Source organism: Halorubrum trapanicum, assembly GCF_017873555.1.
Taxonomy (GTDB): domain Archaea; phylum Halobacteriota; class Halobacteria; order Halobacteriales; family Haloferacaceae; genus Halorubrum; species Halorubrum trapanicum.
Window position 1 is genome coordinate 60775 of the sequence record NZ_JAGGKE010000006.1, and the last position, 17838, is coordinate 78612.

A 17838-nucleotide genomic window follows, 5' to 3' on the forward strand; every position below is an offset into this window, starting at 1 on the left:
CGAACGGATCGAGCTGACCGATCCCGTCGGTTCGAGCGGTGTGGCTTCCCCCCGCGACGAGTATTTAGGTTCGCCTAACATTCGAAACGGCTTTAATCCTTTAGGGAAGCCTAAATCATATGGAACGAGACGCGGACCGACCCGCCGGCACGCGGCGCGACGCGATCAGGTACTGCGGCGCCGTCGCCGGTGCGGGACTGCTCGCCGGGTGTAGCGGGACCGAGTCGACGCCGAGCGGGTCCGGATCGGGTGACGGAAACGGCTCGGCGGACGGCGGCGCCGGCGGGGACGACTCGTCGAGCGAGTCCGAAGGAGGGGGCGCGGACTCGTACGCGGCCGAGATGGCGCCGGTCGGCGAGGTGACGTTCGACGCGGTCCCAGAAAGCGTCATGGCTTACAGCCTGTTGTACGCCGACCTCGCGGTGGCGCTCGGCCACGGCGACGCGGTCAACTCGCTCGGCTTCGACGCCGACGCGGGCGGCAACACGCTCGACGCCTACTACGCCGACCTCGACGGCGTCTCCTTCGACCGCGAGGGACTCGAACAGCTCAACACGGGGTCGGGCGGCGGCATCTCCGTCGACCGCGAGCTCCTCTACGAACTCGACTCCGACCTCCACCTCGCCGACCCGGCGCTTTTCGTCTCCTTCGACGGCTGGGACCGGGACGACGTAGACGAGATCCGCGACAACGTCGGGCCGTGGTTCGGGAACATCTACAGCCGGCGGCACTCCGAGCCGCCCGAGTCGTACCGCGCAGACTACGAGTACTACACCCTCCCCGAGATCGGCGAGCGCGTCGCCGCCGCGTTCCGAGAGGAGGAGCGCTTCGCCGCGCTCGATTCGGTCCGGGAGGACCTGGTCGAGACGATCCGGAGCGACCTCCCGCCCGCCGAGGAGCGCCCGACGGTCGCGACGCTCCTCTACATGGACGGGACCTACTACCCGTCTCGGACCGACCAGCCTGGCTTCGCGAACGCGCACGTGCGCCCGTTCGACGTCCCCGACGCGTTCGCCGCCGAGGAGGTCACCTACGAGACGGCCTACGACCACGAGCAGCTGCTGGAGGTCGACCCCGACGTCATCCTCCACCAGTACGGGATCGCCTCCTACTACGACGTGGGCGCGACCCGCGAGGAGCTGTCGGAGCACCCGGTCGCCGGCGAGCTGTCCGCGGTCGCGAACGACCGCTTCTACCCCTCCGGCGACCCGGTCCAGGGACCGATCATGAACCTGTTCCAGCTCGAGATGACCGCGAAACAGCTGTTCCCGGAGCGGTTCGGGGAGTGGCCGAACTACGAACACGGCGACGACTACCCCGATATCCCCGCCGACGAGCGGCTGTTCGACCGCGACGAGGTGGCCTCGATCGTCGCCGGAGGGGCGGAATGAGCGACGCCGTCGACCGCGACGTCACCGACCGCGCTGCCGCCGACCGCGACGTCGTCGTGGTGGGGGGCGGCCCGGCCGGCTGCGCCGCCGCGGTGTTCGCGGCGCGCGCCGGTCTCGACGTCGTCGTCTTCGACCGCGGGCGGTCGTCGCTCGTGCGCTGCGCGCACCTGGAGAACTACCCCGGATTCCCGGCCGGGATCGACGTCGGAACGCTCTCGGACCTCATGCGCGCGCAGGCAGAGCGGGCCGGCTGTGCGGTCGTCGAGGACCTCGTCGAGTCCGTCGAGCGCTCGGAGGCCGACGCGGACGAGCCTGAAACCGAGCGGTTCATCGTCGGCCTACAGGAGGGCGAGTCGGTCACCGCTCGTCGGGTGATCGCGGCGACGCGCTACGACGGCGAGTACCTCCGCGGACTCGACGACGACGACGCGATGTTCGAGGTCCACGACCACGGCGGCGAGACGCACGAGCACTTCGACCGCGAGTACGCGGACCGCGACGGGACGACCCCCGTCGAGGGGCTGTACGTCGCGTCCCCCTCGGAGGCCGACCGGCAGGCGATCACGGCCGCGGGCCGCGGCGCTCGGGTCGGAAAGAAGGTCGTCGCCGACGCCCGGATCGAGGACGGCTGGTGGCCGGCGGCCGCTGAGGGCGTCGACTGGGTCCGTCGCGAGGCGGAACTCGACGACGAGTGGACCGACCGAGACCGGTGGGTCGAGTGGTTCGACGCGGAGCACGCCGACGGCCCGGTCGACCCCGACTCGGAGCGGTTCGCCCGCGTCCGCGAGGCCGCGATCGACGAGGCGCTGTCGTCGTACGTCGACGCGGACGAGGAGGCGGCCCGCGCCGCGGCCGGCCACCGCGCGCTCGCCGAGCGCCTCGATCCCGAGGCGGTCGTCGACGCCCACGGGACCGACGCGCTGCTCGACGCGATGGACGACGAGGTGATCGCCGCGTACGCGGCCGGTGACGGGTCGAACGCCGGAGGCGACACCGACGACACCGACGCCGAGCCGGTGGACGGAGGGCGGCGATGAGCGGCGGGGAATCGACGACCGGCGGGGAGGGGCGGACCGTCGGCGGCGGCTCTCCGGCTCGGCGCCCGGCCGAAGGCGGTCGGCTCGGGTGGCTGTTCGACCCCCGGCTCGTAACGGTCGCGGCGGGAAGCCTCGTCCTGGTCGCCGTCGCGGGACTCGTCCAGGTGAGCTTCGGGGCGTACTCGATGACGGTCGGACAGGCGTGGCGGGCCGTCCTCGACCCCGCCGTCCTGTTCGACCCGCGGTGGTTCCTCAACTTCCTCCTCGGCGAGGAGCTGATGCGGACGGTCACGGGGTTCCAGGGCGAGCTGCCGCAGCTCGCGCGCGAGACGCTCATCGTCTGGAACATCCGGCTGCCGCGGGTGCTCGTCGGCGTCGTCGTCGGGATGAACCTCGCCGTCTCGGGCGCCATCTTCCAGGCGGTGACGCGGAACGAGCTCGCCAGCCCGTTCATCCTCGGCGTCTCCTCCGGCGCGGGGCTGATGATCCTGCTCACGCTCGTGGTGTTCGGGAGTCTCTCGGCGTTCCTCCCGATCATCGCGGCGCTCGGCGGGGCGGTGGCGTTCCTGATCGTGTACGCCATCGCGTGGAAGAACGGGACCAGCCCCGTCCGGCTCGTGCTCGCGGGCGTCATCGTCGGGACCGTCTTCACAAGCCTCCAGACGGGGCTGTTCTTCTTCGCGGACGACATCAGCGTCGTCCAGTCGGCGATCCAGTGGACCACCGGCTCGCTGACGGGGACCGACTGGGAGCAGGTCCGGATGGCGCTCCCGTGGACGGTCGTGGCGGTGGTGCTCTCGCTCGCGGGGTCGCGGCAGCTGAACCTCCTCCTCCTCGGCGAGCAGACGGCGAAGTCGCTGGGGATGTCGATAGAGCGGGTTCGGTTCGCGCTCTCCGGCGTCGCCGTGCTGGCGGCGGCCGCCAGCATCGCGGTGGCGGGCATCGTGAGCTTCGTGGGGCTCATCGTCCCCCACGTGGTCCGGAACCTCGTCGGCAGCGACTACAAGCGGGTGATCGTCGGCTGCCTGTTCGTCGGCCCGGCGCTGATGGTCGGCGCCGACGTGGGCGCGCGCCTCGGGATGAGCGTGCTGACCGGCGCGGACTCGCAGATCCCGGTGGGGATCGTCACCGGGCTGGTCGGCGGGCCGTACTTCCTGTACCTGATGCGGCGACAGCAGAACATGGGTGACCTCTGAATGTCCACAGAACACGCGGACGCGACGGAGTCGGGCGAATCGAGCGGTGCGAACGAGATGAACGGCGCGACCGAAGCGGACGGCCCGCAGGGAACGGGCGGCGGGGACGGACAACACGGAACGAGCGGCGCGGGCGGGCAACACGGAACGGGCGGGGCGGGAGCCGCGAGCGACCTCGACGGCGAGGACCTCGTGTTGGGCTACCCGACGGCCCCGGAGCCGGTGATCGACGGCGAGTCGATCGCGGCCGAGCCGGGCGCGGTCACCGCCCTCGTCGGCCCGAACGGCTCCGGGAAGAGCACCCTGCTGAAGGGACTGGCGAACCAGCTCGCGCCCGAGGGCGGCTCGGTGCTGCTGGACGGGCGCGACGTCCACTCGATGGACACGAAGGCGCTCGCGAAGAAGCTCGGCCTGCTTTCACAGGAGAGCACGTCGCCGGACAGCATCACCGTCGAGGACCTCGTGTACCACGGTCGCTACCCGCACCGCGGGTTCTTCGAGCGGACGACCGCCGAGGACGCCCGCGCGGTCGAGCGCGCCATCGACCTGGCGGGCTGCGGCCACCTGCGCGACCGCGAGGTCGGCAGCTTAAGCGGCGGGCAAAAGCAGCTGGCGTGGATCGCGATGGTCTTAGCGCAGGACACCGACGTGCTCCTGCTCGACGAGCCGACGACGTTCCTCGATCTCCACCACCAGATGGAGGTGATGGAGATCATCGAGACGCTCCGCGACGAGAGCGAGGTCACCGTCGTCGTCGTCCTCCACGACATCGAACAGGCCGCGCGGCTCGCCGACCGGGTGGTCGCGCTCAAGGACGGCGAGATCCGGGCGCGCGGGCCGCCCGAGGAGATCGTCACCGAGGACCTGCTCACCGACGTGTTCCGCGTCGATGCCGAGGTCGTCGACACCGATCGCGGCCCGCGGGTGACGCCGCTCCGGGCGCGACACGAGGAGTAGCCCGGCTCGCGGCGGCGAGCAGCGCTCGGCCGCGACAGATTTTAGGACATCCTAAAGATCGGAACGGTTATATTGTTTTAGGTTGGCCTAAAAGTATGTCCAACGGCAACGAGGTGCCCGACGAACCGACCCGCAGAGCGTTCGCGAAGTACGGCGGTACCGTCGCTCTCGGCGGTCTACTCGCCGGCTGTACCGGCGGCGGTGCCGAGTCCGACGGGAGTGACGGCGGCGCGAGCGACGGCAACTCGACCGACGACGGCTCGACCGACGGCGGCGACTCGGAGGAGTCCGCGGACGACGCCGGCGACGGGAGCTACACCGCGTCCATCTCGCCGGTGGGCGAGGTGACGTTCGAGTCGCCGCCGGAGACGGTGTTCACGCGGCTCACCCACCACGCCGACATGGCGTTCGCGCTCGGTCGGAGCGACGGGATCACCGCGATGCACGCGCCCGACTACTACGACGCGCTCTGGAACCAGTACGTCGAGCGCCTGCCGGGCGTCTCGCTCGACTGGTCGGGACTCTACTCCTCGTGGGAGCCGGACAAGGAGAAGCTGTACGAGCTGGACAGCGACATCCACCTCGCGGACCCGGCGTGGGTGACGCAAGTCGAGGGGTGGGACCGGTCCGACATCGACGAGATCGCGGAGAACGTCTCGCCGTGGTTCGGGAACTCTCTCAGCGACCGCCACCAACCGCCCGCGGAGGAGTGGGCCGACGGCTACGAGTACTACGGGCTGTGGGAGCAGTTCGAGCGCGTCGCCGAGGCCTTCCAGGAGCGCGAGCGCTACGAGGCGCTCGCCGAGGTCCGCGAGGGACTCTTATCGACGATCGAAGACGGGCTGCCGACGGAGTCGGAGCGGCCGGACGCGGTGTTGATCTCCTCCGGTGACATGGAGACGGTGTACGCCTACACGCTGGACAACCCGGGATTCCTCACCTCGCACACGCGGCCGCTCGCTCCGAATCCCGCCTTCGGCGGGTCCGTCGAGTCCGGCGCGACGGTCGACTTCGAACAGCTGCTCGAGGCCGATCCCGACGTGATCCTCTTCCTCGGCGGGATGCAGCCCGGCACGAGCATGGCCGAAGTTCGGTCGACCCTGGAGAACGACCCCGTCGCCTCGGAGGTCACGGCGGTCCAGAACGGGCGGGTCCACCCGCAGGGCGCCCGGTATCAGGGACCGATCCTCAACCTCTTCCAGCTGGAGATGACCGCGAAGCAGCTGTATCCCGACGAGTTCGGCGCGTGGCCGACCTACGACGAGGGACCGTACCCGGAAATCCCGCAGGAAGAGCGGCTGTTCGACCGGCAGCGGGTCGCGGACGCGATCAACGGGGACCTGTAGATGCGCGCCCGCGAGTGGGCCGTCGCGGCGACCTCCGGCGACCCGACCGACTACGACGTGCCGGCGCTGCCGACGTGGCGCGTCGAGCGCGGCGAGGGCGGCGACGTGGCGTTCGCCTCGGCCGACGGCGACGAGCCGTTCATCGCCGCCGCCAACCCGGTCCGGGTGCGCCGATGACCGGAGCGCTCACAATCCCCCGAATTCGCCCCACTTCGGGGCCGTAACCCCGTCAAACGCGGTTCCCCGCCCGTGAGGACACCACCGTGATCGGAACCACGCTACTCGACATCGCGGACCACATCGAATCGCTCGCGGTCGCGGACGGCGAGTTCTCGCTCGTCTGCGCGCGCTACGGTGACCGACCGGTCCCCGCCGCGGGGCTGCGGTTCGACAGCCGCGAGACGGCCCGTGCGGCGGCCCGCGCGACGGAGCAGTACCGCGACGCGCTCCGCCGGTACGACCCCCAGCTCCCCTTCTACGACATCGTCGTCAGACAGGAGTTCGTCGAGTCAGAGCCGGGGTCGGCTGGCGTTCGGGCCGCTGACGCCCCGCGTTTCGTCCCGGACGGCGCCGACCGACCGACGGACGAACTCGCCGACCGCGTCGTCGACGGCGACGCGGTCGGTCCCTCGCGAGGCGGTCGTTCGAGCGACGGTGATCGCGGCGACGACGCGGGGTCGGCGATCCCTCGGCTTCCCGGCCGCCCGCCGGAACGCGGCCGGCGCCGCGACCGCGTCGAGTTCTGCCACGCCGCGGCGGCGGCGACGTTCGAGGCGCTCTCCGCCGGTGGCCACGACCGCGCGGAGTCGGCCGTGATGGACGCGTACTTCGCGTTCGCCGAGCGGCTCGCGGACCCCGACGACCTCTGTCTGTGTCTCCTCGAAGCGATGGCGGCGGCGCTCGAACGCCACCTCGATCCGGGAACGCAGGCGGCGGTGCTGTCCGCGGCCGCCGAGCGGCTCCCAGACCTCCCAGAGCCGCCCGCGTCGGACCCGCCGAAACCGTCCGACTCGGACCCGGTGACCGCCGCGTTCGACCGCCTCGCGGCGGTCGGTCTCGTCGACGGGTACGAACGACTCGACGACGCGGAACCGGTCCCGGGATCGGGAGCCTCGGCCGCGGACGACGCGGCGGTCCGCGTCTCCGGCTACGCGCTGTCGCCGACCGAGGGGCGAGTCCCGACGCTTCCGCTGGCGCTGGAGGTGTGTCGCCGCGACCCCCGCGGGCGGATCGCCGGGGTCGCCCTCCTCCCGGACGGCGGCGACCCGAGCGGTCCGGACTGGCGGTTCCGGATCACGCCGGACGCCCCCGACCGCGACGGCGGTCCGGTGAGCGCGCCGATTCCGCCCGAGGACTGACGGTCGTCGGGAGCCATACGACTGTCGTCGCGCGTCTCGGGGGAGCTCCGGCGCACTCCGGCGTGCTCTCACTCGTCGTCCGGCTCGATCCGGGCGAGGTCGGCCTCGACGTCCTCGACGAACGCGCCCTGTCCGCCGACAGTGACCTCGCCGTCGTCGGTCTCGACGACGAGCGAGTGCTCGACCGGGAACTCGTTGTTCGTCGGCTCCACCATCCCCTGTCTCGTCTCGACGACGCGGCCGACGATTTCGGCCGGTTCGTCGTCGTCGGTCCACCGACCGCCGACGGTCACCCGAGGCGGGTCGCCGGCGCGGAGCCGGAGGGTCGCCTGGAGGACGGTGTGTCTGAAGTTCGTGTACTCGGCCGGGAGCGGCGCCGAGTCGGCGACGAGGACCTCGGTCGCCGCGGGCCAGTAGTTCCCGAGGAACGAGCCGACGATCACCGGCGCGAGCTGCTCTTGGGCGAAGGCGATGGCCTGCCGGTCGGTGGTCGACCGGCGGAGGAGCTCCGGCGGGGCGACGACGCCGGCCGCGGAGTCGACGGTGAGGAGCGTCGGCATCGCCTCGCCCCAGCTCCGGACGACGTTGGCGACTCCCGACAGCGCGGGGTCGTCCGCGTCGAGGTCCGCGTCGGCGTCGGAGACGACGAGTAAGACGAGCACGCCGCGGTCGACCGCGTCCGCGAGCGCGTCCCTGACCTCCGGGACCTGTCCGGCGGTGAGCGACAGCGTCACCTCGGACTCGGCGTCCGAGAGCAGCGAGCGCATCCGCTTGAGGACGGTGACCCGCGATTTGATCACCTCGAACTGCTCGGCCTGTCGCTCGACGCGGGAGTACCGCTCCGCCAGCCCGGGCCGCATCGCGTCGACGTCGGACCGGAGCCGCTCTATCACCTCGTCCGGCGGGTTCGCGCGGATCGTCGTCGGCACGACGTGGTCGTTCACCTCGACGAAACCGCGCTCCGCCAGCGACTCGCTCACGCTGTAGACGTACCGCTTCGAGACGCCCGCCGCGTCGGCGACGGTGCTCGCCTTCGCCTCGCCGTGTTCGAGCAGACTGAGGTAGGTGTCGACCTCCTTGTCGGAGAGTCCGAACCGACGGAGGAGGTCGGTCAGCGTCCGGTCGTCCATACGAACGCCTCTTCCGAGCGACACTTATAAGGGTCGGTCCGCGAGCGTCCGCGGAGACGACGACCCGGCCGACCCCCTCGCCGCGGTCCCCGGTGCCCTCGCCGCACTCCCGGACGACCTCGCCGCACTCCCGGACGACCTCGCCGCGCTCCCGGCCCGCGGTCACCGGAGGACGGCTACCGAATCGACCGCGACGCGGAGTTCGTCGCGGTCGGCGTCGCCGGCGTCGGCGCTCGGGTCGTCGCCGTCGCCCGCGTCGTCGCGGACGCGACCGTCTCCGAACAGATCCGCCCCGACAGATCCGGGGACCGCGACGGTCGCCGGCTCCTCGGCGAAGTTGACGACGACGAGGAGCGGTTCGCCGCCGCCGTCGTCGGTCGGGTCGCCGCCGTCGGTCTCGCTCCCGTCCGCTTCCGGCGGCGTCCGCTCGTAGGCGGTCACGCGCTCGGCGTCGCCCTCGACGACGCGCACCTCGCTCGCGCGGCCGTCGAACGCCACGTCCCCGTCGCGGAGGAGCCGCTCGTTCTCGCGCAGCGCGGCCAGTTCGCGGTGGAAGTCGGTGAGGTCGTTGTCCCCGTCGTGCCACCGGATCGGACCGCGGTACGTCTCGTTGCCCCGTTCCTGTCCCGCGTAGATCATCGGGGCGCCCGGCAGCGTGAACGTCACCGCGGCGGCCGCGCGGAGCGCGTCTCGGCCGTGCTCCGCGAGGTACCGGTCCTCGTCGTGGTTCTCGACGTAGCGCATCTGCGCGCCCCCGTCGCCGAAGCCGAGCCACTCGCCGCGGGCGAGCGCGGTCTCGACCGCGTCGGCCGGCTCCTCGTCCGCGCCGACCGCGCGGAGCGTCTCGTACAGCGAGGTGTCGTAGTGGCGGTGGAACTCCCCCTCGCCGTAGAACGGGTCGTGGGGCAGCGTCTCGTCGAGGAGGAGCACGTCGTCGGGGACGCGGTCGGCGACCTCCTTCCAGAAGCCGTGCGGGACGCCCCACGCCACGTCGGCGCGGAAGCCGTCGACGACGCCGGCCCACTCGTCGACGGCGTCGAGCAGCCACTCGCGGACCGCCGGGCTGTCGTAGTTGAGGTTCGGGATCCGGCCCCACTCGAAGTAGTAGTCCGGCATATCGCCGTCCCCGAGCTCGGCCCAGTCGATGCCGGTCACGTCGGCCGCGGCGTCGGTCCGGCGGTAGTGGTCGGCGTACGCGTCGACGCCGGCGGAGTGGAGCTGGAAGGCGGGGTGGTCGCGGGAGGTGTGGTTGATCACCAGATCGAAGACGACGCGGATGCCGGCGTCGTGGCACGCGTCGACGAGCGACTCGAACGACTCGCGAGAGCCGAGGTCGGCGGCGGTGTCGTAGTAGTCGGTGACGTGGTAGCCGTGGTCCGTCGGCGAGGCGAGGACGGGGGTGAGCCAGAGCGCGTCGACGCCGAGGTGCTCCAGATACTCGACTCGGCGCTCGATCTCCCGGAACGTCGTCGGCAGCGTGTCGCCCGCGAACGACCGGACGAACACCTCGTAGATCGTCGGGGATTCGGCCCAGTCGGGCGTCGGGTTCGGCTCGGTGACCGCGACCGGTCCGCCGCGGTCGCCGGCCGCCTCCCCTTCGCCGGCGCTGCCCCCGCCGGTCTCGATCCGCACCGTCTCCGCGGCCCCGTACCGTTCGCCGTGCGGAACCGCGTGGATCCGGACCGAGTCGGGGAGGTCGTCGAGCGGGACCGAGAGCGTCCGCCCGTCCGCCCGCGACTCGATCGCCGCGACCGTCTCCGGGTCGGCGTCGCGGTCGTCGACGAGGAACGTCGCGTGGAGCGCCTCCGGGTCGCCGCCGCGCTCGACGTCGTCGACCGCGGGTGCGGGGTCGAGCGCGGCCGTCAGGCGGAGGCGGCCGCTCTCTTCGGGGCCGTCGGTCTCGACGACCGTCGCGTCGAGCGAGACTCGCGGGCGGCCGGGACCGGGAACCTCGCAGACGCCGTGGGACGCCGACGACCGGTCGTCGTTGGCGGCGAGCGCGAAGCCGTGACTGCCGGGCGGCACGCGCACCGAGGCGACCCACTCGTCGCCGTCGCGCTCGGGGCGGTCGAGCGCGAGCCGGTTCTGGCCGAGCGGCCACAAAAGCGACACGCGGTCGACGTCCGCGTCGTTGACCGGGAGGTCGGCGGCCGGGACCCGGATTTCCGTCTCGCGGCGCTCGTCGGGGAAGGCGCGCACGCGCTGGCGGTGGACGCCGTCGGGCGCGTCGAGCGCGAGGACGTAGGTCCCGGGAGCATCCGGGGCGAGATGGACCACCGGGTCGTCGTCGCGGCTCGTCTCGCCCGCGCGGAGCACAGCGGTCGGGGAAGCCGAACTGACCGCGGTCGCCGAACTCGGCGGCCCGGTCGCTTCGGGATCCGGACCGTCTCCGGCGGCGAGGTCGCTGTCGGCCGGCGCGTCGCGGACGGTCCACCGGTAGGTCCCGTCCGGGTCGGGGGAGCGCGGCGCCAGCTCGACCGACTCGCCGACGCTCGTCGTTCGCGGGGGGCCGGGTTCGTACACGCCCGGTCCCTCGTCGCGGCGGGGTTTGAGGGTTTCCGTTCGCGAAACACGTGAACAACAATTACACCAAAACTTCATATCGCACCGCGGCGTACGATCTCGCAATGCAACTCCGCGACGCGCTCGACGACTACAAGCGCCACGCCGGCGACGGGACGCACTTCCCCGGCGAGCGGCGCACCGTTTCCGGCCGTTTTTCGGGGGGAGACGGCCGGCTCGTCCACGTCGGCGACGACGGCGAACTCCGCGATTTCGGCTACCCGCTCACCGGTCGGACCGGTCTCGTTCGGTCCCGGATCGGTCTCGCCGTCGACGACGAGGTCACCTGGCTCGACGAGGCGGACACGACACAGCGGTACGTCGGCGACACCGCGATGGTCGAAACCGTCCACGAGACGCCGCGAGCGACGGTGACCCGCCACGACGTCACGCTCGGCGACGCGCACCTCACCCGCGCGTCGGTCGAGTTCCCCGAGGGGGAGTCGGCCGACGGCGGCGCCGACGGAACCGACCTCGGCCCTGCGGACCCCGCGGACGCCTCGCTCGTCGTCTACGCCCGCTTCGCGCCCGACGGCCGCGACGACCGGGTGGGACAGCTCCGGTTCGACGACGCCGTCGAGGTGTACCACGCCGACGAGCACGACTTCCTCGCGAGCGCGACCGGCTTCGCGGACCTCCGCGGCCAGCTCCCGGCGACGTTCCCGGAACTGCTCGACGACGACCCCACCGACCTCCCGCGCGACCGCGACGGCGACCGGTACGAGGAGGAGCGCCTCTCCGGGGAGGTGATCGCCGACGTGCCGCTCTCGGACGGGATTGCGACGGTCGCCACGCTCCTGACGGACCGGGCGGAGACCGACCGCGAGACGGCCCGCGAGCGCCTCGACGCGCTCTTCGCCGACCTCGACGGCGTCGACGCGCTCGCGGACGCGGCCGCGGACGCGCTCCCGACCGTCCCCGAGTCGGCGCCCGCCCGCGAGTCCGTCGTCGCCGACCTGCGCGTCCTCTCGCTGCTCTCCGCGCCGTCCGGGCTCCGGATCGCGGGGCCGGACTTCGACCCCTACTACGAGCACTCCGGGGGCTACGGCTACACGTGGTTCCGCGACGACGCGGAGATATCCGGGTTCCTGCTCGGCGCCGCAGACGCGCTCGGCGTCGACCTCGACGACCGGCACGCCCGGTCCGCGCGGATGTACGTCGCCACGCAGCGCCCCGACGGCTCGTGGCCCCACCGGGTGTGGCCCCGCGACGGCGCGCTCGCGCCCGGGTGGGCGAACGCCCGCATCGAGGACGGGCCGGACGTCGACTATCAGGCCGACCAGACCGGCAGCGTCGTCGCGTACCTCGCGCAGGCCCGCGCCGCCGGCGTCGAGATCGCGGGGCTAGACCGGACGCTCGTCGCCGCGCTCGCGGGCCTCGACCGGACGCTCGAACCCGACGGCCGCCCCGTCGTCTGTCAGAACGCGTGGGAGGACTCCGCCGGCCGGTTCACGCACACCGCCGCGACGTTCCTGGAGGCGTACAGCGAACTCGGCCGCCACGGGGAGGGGCTCGCCGTGGACGCGCTCGACGACTCCGACGCCGTGCCCGGCGCCGCGTCGCTCCCGGACGACCTCGCCGCGCACGCCCGCGACCGAGCCCGTGAGGTGTACGCGGCGCTCGACGACCTGTGGGTGCCCGAGCGCGGCTGCTACGCGCTTCGCGAGACGGTCGACGGCGGGATAGACGACCGGCTCGACTCGGCCACGCTGGCGCTGGCGGCCGCGCACCGCTCGTTCGACGCGCTCGGCGAGGCGGGCGAGGAGCGCCGAGACGGCGACGACGGTCCCGAGGCTGGCGGCGCGGTCGACGCGGAGCGACTCGACCGGCTGGTCTCGCACGTCGAGGCTGTCGTCGACGGGCTCTATCACGAGACCGACGCGATCACCGGGCTGACTCGCTACGAGGGCGACGGCTGGCGGCGGGCGGGGCAGGTCTCCGAGAAGGTGTGGACGGTCTCGACCGCGTGGGGCGCGCACGCCTGCGCGGAGCTGGCGGCCCTGCTCGCGGCGCACGACGACCCCCGCGCGGCCGAGATGACGGCCCGCGCCCGCGGTCTGCTCGCGCACGTCTCACCCGGCGGCTCCCTCTGCGAGCCGACCACGTACCTCCCCGAGCAGTTCTTCGACGACGGGACGCCCGACAGCGCGACCCCGCTCGGGTGGCCGCACGCGATCCGGCTGGCGACGGTTGCGCTGCTCGACGACGAGCTGCCGCAGTTCGCCGACCGCGCCGCCGCGGACGACGACTGACCGGACCTCGGCGACTATTTATAAATGATCAGTGCGGTCGGCGCGTGCCGACGAGCGCCCGCAGGGCGCGAGTCGCACGCGCGAGGGAGTCAGTCGCCCGGAGCAACGCGGAGGGCGACTGACGAGGCTGGGGAGGTGTGAGGTGCGGTTGCCGTGCGGGGCGGGACTCAAAGCCCCAGCCGGGAGGCGGACGCACGCTCGCTGCGCGCTTCAGTCGCTCGCGTTGCTCGCTCCTTCCAGTGCTTGCGTCGCCTGCGTCCGCCTCCCGGCTGGGGCTTTGGAGATGTCCTCCGTCGATCTCCCGTCGACCATTTATAAACGAGCGGCTGGAGATTTGGGGGTGTTCGCCATCGATCTACCGTCAGCTATTTATAAGCGATCAACTGGCGTTCTGGAAGTGATTACCGCCGCTCCGCTCACAACGACTTATAAATAGAAACCGAAAACACGAAAAACCCGATCTTATCGCCACTCCTCGCGGGGAATACAGTCCTCCTCCCGGACCGTGACCCACCGGGTGGTTCGCTCGTCCGGGTCGACGTCCGGCTCGAAGAACGTCACCTCGCCGCCGTCGTCGCTGTCGGTCCGTTTACAGACGAGTTCCGGCGACCCGTCGCGAACACGTGCGGATGACGTGGACGTGGACATACGTCACGGTTCGCGCCCGATCGGATAATAACTGTTGGTTTCGGGTGCGGAAAAATACACACTACAACTGTAGTTAGCGTCTCACCGGGACGCCGCGCTCAGCGCCGCACCGGGACGCCGCGCTCGTCGAGGTACGCCTTCGTCTCCTCGATGGAGTAGTCGCCGAAGTGGAAGATGGAGGCCGCGAGACCGGCGTCCGCGTTCGCCTCGGTGAACACCTCGTACATGTCCTCGGGGGAGCCGCAGCCGGAGGAGGCGATGAGGGGGGTCGAGACGGCCTCGCCGACCGCCTTCATCAGGGGAACGTCGTAGCCGTCCTTCGTCCCGTCCTTGTCGATGGAGTTGACGAACAGCTCGCCCGCGCCGCGCTCCTCGGCCTCCTTCGCCCACGAGACGGCGTCGATGCCGGTGCCCTCGCGGCCGCCCTTCTTCGTACACTCGAACCACACCGTCTCGCCGTCCTCGTCCTCGTAGAAGTGGTCGCCCGCGTCGTCGTACCGCCGCCGCGCGTCGACGGAGATGACGATGCACTGACTACCGAACGCGGCCGCGCCCTCCTCGATCAGCTCCGGGCGTTCGAGGGCGCCGGTCGTGATCGACACCTTGTCCGCGCCGGCCCGGAGCGTCTCCTTGATGTCGGCCTTGGTGCGGATACCGCCGCCGACCGTCAGGGGGATGAAACACTCGTCGGCGACCGCGTTGACCACGTCGAGCATCGTCTCGCGGCCGTCGGCGCTGGCGGTGATGTCGAGGAAGACGAACTCGTCGGCGCCGGCCGCGTTGTACTTCTTCGCCAGCTCCACCGGGTCGCCCGTGTACTCCAGGTTCTCGAAGTTGACGCCGGTGTACACCGCGGCGTCGCCGTCGTCGTCGCGGTCGACGTCGATACAGGGAATGATGCGCTTCGTGAGTCCCATTCGTTACCGGGGTGTTGGCCGCGCCCTCGGTTAAAAGGCGCGGGCCTACTCGTCCGCGTCGACTTCGGTCACTCGCTCGCCCTCGACCCCGGTCGGTCCACCGCCGTCAGCCTCGGTCGCACCGTCACCGTTCGCACCGGCCCGCCGGTCGTACTTCGCGACGGCGCGGTCCGCGCGCGTCGAGATGCCGTTGGGGTTCCGCGCGGGGCTTCGGTCCCGCCGCCGCGCGACGAGTCCGTCGGAGGTCCCGCCGGTGAGACCCAACAGCACGTCGCGGCCCGTCGCCGCCCACCGCGTGGGCGTCGACTCGCCGCGGACCACGTCCTTCGCCGCGCCGAGCGCGTCGCCGAGCGCGTGCGAGCCGGTCCGGAGGAGCACGGTCGGCCGCACGCCGTAGTTCTTCAGCAGGCGGTAGGCGAGCGCTCGGTACTTCCAGCCCCACTCGTGGGCGCTTCGGCCGCCGTCGGCGGCGGTCGGGGTCGGAAGCTCCTTCCGCGCAGCGAGTTCCGGCCGCCACGCCACCTCGCGGTCCATGCGCGCGAGCCGGTGGGCGGCGTCGCGCGCGCCGCCGACCCGGAGGTACTCGTCGAAGCCGTCGAGGTCCCGCAGGGCGTCCCGTCGGAACGCGACGTTGCCGCCCTCGAAGTAGGTGACGTCCCGGCCCGCGATCCGATTGCGCTCCGGTTCGCTCGGACTGCGCTCCGGTTCGCTCGGATCGTCGCGCTCCGCGTCGTCCGTCGCGGTCGAATCACCGTCGGCCGTCCCGCTCGGCGGGATCGGCGTCACCGGTCCCGAGACCACGGGCGACGCGTCGAGACCCGCCGCGACCGCCTCGCGCCACCCCGGCTCGATCCGGTTGTCGTAGTCGACCAGCGCGACCGCGTCGCTCGTCGCCACCTCGATCCCGGCGTTGCGGGCGACGTTCACCGTCCGGTCGGAGATTTCGACCAGTACGTCCACGTCGTCGCGGTCGCGAACCATGCCGGTCGTGCCGTCGGCCGAGGGACCGTTGACCACGATCACCTCGGCGTCGGGCGCGTCGGCCGCCAGCGCGTCGAGGCAGGCGGCCAACCGGTCCCGACCGTTGAGCGTCGGGACGACGACCGAGAGATCCATACGACCCGCTATCGGGGCGAGGAGGTAAAAAGGACTGCGTGTGCGTTCGACCGGCCCCGTCAGCGGGGGCCGGCCGGTTCGTGCGGGGGACGCTCTGCGTAATTCAAGCTGGAACCTCCGACCTCAAGGAGTGAGCGTAGCGAGCGAGTAGGTCGGAGAGAAACCGACACAGTACTACACCAACCATGCTCGATGACTGGCCGACTCCCCACCGAGCCATTACTAATATAAAGTCATAGGTCTACATCTGAAGTACGGATGGAGGTACGTCGCACCGTCCCCGTCAAACTCGACGTGGCCGACAGCGACGCTGACCTCCTCCACGAAACCATCTCCGAGTTCCTGTGGGCCGCCAACTACGTCGTAGACCACGCGTGGCAAGGCGAATACAAGACCACGAGCAAAGCTGAACTCCAACGCGAAACCTACGACGACGTGCGGGCCGAGACGCGACTCCAAGCGAACCTCGTCCAAAACGCTCGCAACAAGGCTGCCGACGCCGTACAGAGCGTCGTCGCTCGGTGGAAGCAAGGCGACTACGCTGGGAAGCCGAACTTCTCCGCACCGACGCTCGTCTACGACAAGCGATGTGCGACGTTCAACGACGACCACGCGACGCTCTCGACCGTCGAAGGACGCATCACCGCGGAGTACGTCCTCCCCGACGAGAACCGCGAGACGCCCCACTCGGAGTATCTGTTCAATGACGACTACGAAGTGACAGGCGGGGAACTCCACTACCGAGACGGCAATTTTTACCTTCACGTCCGAACAAAGGCGGACGTGGAGTTCGAGACTGCCGACGACGGCAACGACGAGCACAGCACAGTCCTCGGCGTTGACCTCGGCATCGAAAACGTCGCCGTCACCTCCACAGGGACATTCTGGAACGGGTCGGAGTTGAATCACTGGCACCGCGAGTTCGAGAAGCGGCGTGGTTCACTCCACCAGCGCGGCACGCGGGCCGCCCACGAAACCATCCAGTCGGTCGGACGTACTGAGACGGGCCGCTACGACCACTTCTTACACACTGTCTCCAAGGAACTCGTCGCGGAAGCCGTCGAGTATGGCTGCGACGTGATCGCGTTCGAGAACCTGACCGGGATTCGTGAGCGGATGCCCAACGCCAAGAAGTTCCACGCGTGGGCGTTTCGACGCCTGTTCGAGTACGTCGAGTACAAAGCCGAAGTGGTTGGCATCTCGGTCGAACAGGTGAGTCCTGCGTACACGAGCCAGCGGTGTTCCAAGTGCGGCTTCACTCACGAGAACAACCGTTCAACCTCGGACGGACAGGACGTATTCGAGTGCCTGAAGTGTGGATACTCGCCCCACGCAGACTACAACGCGGCGAAGAATATCGGATTGAAGTATCTCCGTTCGGCGCAAAAGTCGTCGGGCGGAGGCGCACCCGTAAACGTGCGTTTGAATCGCGGGATGTTGAACGTGAATGGCGAGTACGAGCCTTCCGCCGACGGCGGACAGAACGGGAGTCCATGCGAAAGCCCCACCCGCAACGAAGCGAACGGCGAAGTCGTTCGAGAGGCGCATAGCGCCTCTCGTGATGACGAGACGCCGTAGGCGTCTCGAACCACCGTGAGCGAGTAGGGTGGGGTAGTTTACACCGTCAGGTAGTACACCTGTTTGCGCGCGTCCTTGAAGCTGTACCGCGAGTCGACGAGGCCCTCCTCTTCGAGGCGGTTGAGCGCGTAGCGGACGGTGCGGTCCGGCAGCAGCGACTCCTCGGCGAGACCGCCCTGCGAGAGTGGTGCGTCGCCCTCCAGCACTTTCGCGACGAGCTTGGCGCTCGGGGGTAGCTCGCGCAGGCGGTCGCGGTACTCGGTCTCCGACAGGCGGTCCTGGTCAGCGGTCTCCGCGGGACTGGTACTCATGTCTCACACGAATCCCACGGGTAGTGGTAAAGGTTGGCT

The 17838-nt window shown here is 70.7% G+C and carries 15 protein-coding genes; 9 read left to right on the forward strand and 6 right to left on the reverse strand.

What is annotated here, in order from left to right:
• Positions 1–119: 119 nt before the first annotated feature.
• The 7 genes from J2744_RS08275 to J2744_RS08305 all read left to right on the forward strand — a co-directional run bounded on the left by J2744_RS08275 (position 120) and on the right by J2744_RS08305 (position 7285).
• Positions 120–1391 carry an ABC transporter substrate-binding protein gene (locus J2744_RS08275; RefSeq protein WP_209546565.1) on the forward strand — a complete coding sequence of 424 codons (1272 nt, stop codon included), beginning with the start codon at positions 120–122 and terminating at the stop codon, positions 1389–1391.
• Entirely contained in the window at positions 1388–2428 is a 1041-nt protein-coding gene (locus J2744_RS08280; protein WP_209546567.1) for an FAD-dependent oxidoreductase, read from the forward strand. The genes J2744_RS08275 and J2744_RS08280 overlap by 4 nt, the downstream gene beginning before the upstream one ends.
• Positions 2425–3624: a FecCD family ABC transporter permease gene (locus tag J2744_RS08285; protein ID WP_209546569.1), complete on the forward strand. Its 1200-nt coding sequence runs from the start codon at positions 2425–2427 to the stop codon at positions 3622–3624. The genes J2744_RS08280 and J2744_RS08285 overlap by 4 nt, the downstream gene beginning before the upstream one ends.
• Positions 3625–4581 (forward strand): ABC transporter ATP-binding protein, encoded by a 957-nt coding sequence (locus tag J2744_RS08290; RefSeq protein WP_209546571.1) that lies wholly within the window; start codon positions 3625–3627, stop codon positions 4579–4581.
• Positions 4582–4676: 95 nt separating this feature from the next.
• On the forward strand, positions 4677–5927 hold the full coding sequence (locus J2744_RS08295; RefSeq protein WP_209546573.1) for an ABC transporter substrate-binding protein: 1251 nt from the start codon (positions 4677–4679) through the stop codon (positions 5925–5927).
• Positions 5928–6104, forward strand: a complete 177-nt coding sequence (locus J2744_RS08300) for a hypothetical protein (RefSeq protein WP_209546578.1) — start codon at positions 5928–5930, stop codon at positions 6102–6104. It begins immediately after the preceding gene.
• An 86-nt stretch (positions 6105–6190) separates the two neighbouring features.
• Positions 6191–7285 carry a DUF7551 domain-containing protein gene (locus J2744_RS08305; RefSeq protein ID WP_209546582.1) on the forward strand — a complete coding sequence of 365 codons (1095 nt, stop codon included), beginning with the start codon at positions 6191–6193 and terminating at the stop codon, positions 7283–7285.
• A 68-nt stretch (positions 7286–7353) separates the two neighbouring features.
• Here J2744_RS08305 and J2744_RS08310 read toward each other — a convergent pair whose 3' ends face one another.
• Both J2744_RS08310 and J2744_RS08315 read right to left on the reverse strand, forming a co-directional pair.
• Complete coding sequence (locus J2744_RS08310; protein WP_209546587.1) at positions 7354–8415, reverse strand: TrmB family transcriptional regulator; 1062 nt, start codon at positions 8413–8415, stop codon at positions 7354–7356.
• Positions 8416–8577: 162 nt separating this feature from the next.
• Positions 8578–10938 carry an alpha-amylase family glycosyl hydrolase gene (locus J2744_RS08315; RefSeq protein WP_209546592.1) on the reverse strand — a complete coding sequence of 787 codons (2361 nt, stop codon included), beginning with the start codon at positions 10936–10938 and terminating at the stop codon, positions 8578–8580.
• Positions 10939–11042: 104 nt separating this feature from the next.
• Between J2744_RS08315 and J2744_RS08320 the strand changes: the two genes are divergently transcribed.
• Positions 11043–13229, forward strand: a complete 2187-nt coding sequence (locus J2744_RS08320; RefSeq protein ID WP_209546594.1) for a glycoside hydrolase family 15 protein — start codon at positions 11043–11045, stop codon at positions 13227–13229.
• Positions 13230–13691: 462 nt separating this feature from the next.
• Here the strand turns inward: J2744_RS08320 and J2744_RS08325 are convergent, their stop codons facing one another.
• The 3 genes from J2744_RS08325 to J2744_RS08335 all read right to left on the reverse strand — a co-directional run bounded on the left by J2744_RS08325 (position 13692) and on the right by J2744_RS08335 (position 15910).
• Positions 13692–13877 (reverse strand): DUF7511 domain-containing protein, encoded by a 186-nt coding sequence (locus J2744_RS08325; protein WP_209546598.1) that lies wholly within the window; start codon positions 13875–13877, stop codon positions 13692–13694.
• Positions 13878–13975: 98 nt separating this feature from the next.
• Positions 13976–14794, reverse strand: a complete 819-nt coding sequence (gene hisF / locus J2744_RS08330; protein ID WP_209546600.1) for an imidazole glycerol phosphate synthase subunit HisF — start codon at positions 14792–14794, stop codon at positions 13976–13978.
• Between the two features lie 45 nt (positions 14795–14839).
• A complete protein-coding gene (locus tag J2744_RS08335) occupies positions 14840–15910 on the reverse strand; it encodes a glycosyltransferase (RefSeq protein ID WP_209546602.1) in 1071 nt (356 codons plus the stop codon).
• 258 nt (positions 15911–16168) lie between these two features.
• On the opposite strand from J2744_RS08335, the gene J2744_RS08340 reads away from it, so the two are divergent.
• Complete coding sequence (locus J2744_RS08340; RefSeq protein WP_209546604.1) at positions 16169–17488, forward strand: RNA-guided endonuclease InsQ/TnpB family protein; 1320 nt, start codon at positions 16169–16171, stop codon at positions 17486–17488.
• A 38-nt stretch (positions 17489–17526) separates the two neighbouring features.
• On the opposite strand, the gene J2744_RS08345 is transcribed toward J2744_RS08340, so the two are convergent.
• Positions 17527–17799 carry a helix-turn-helix domain-containing protein gene (locus J2744_RS08345; RefSeq protein WP_137688989.1) on the reverse strand — a complete coding sequence of 91 codons (273 nt, stop codon included), beginning with the start codon at positions 17797–17799 and terminating at the stop codon, positions 17527–17529.
• Positions 17800–17838: the final 39 nt, after the last annotated feature.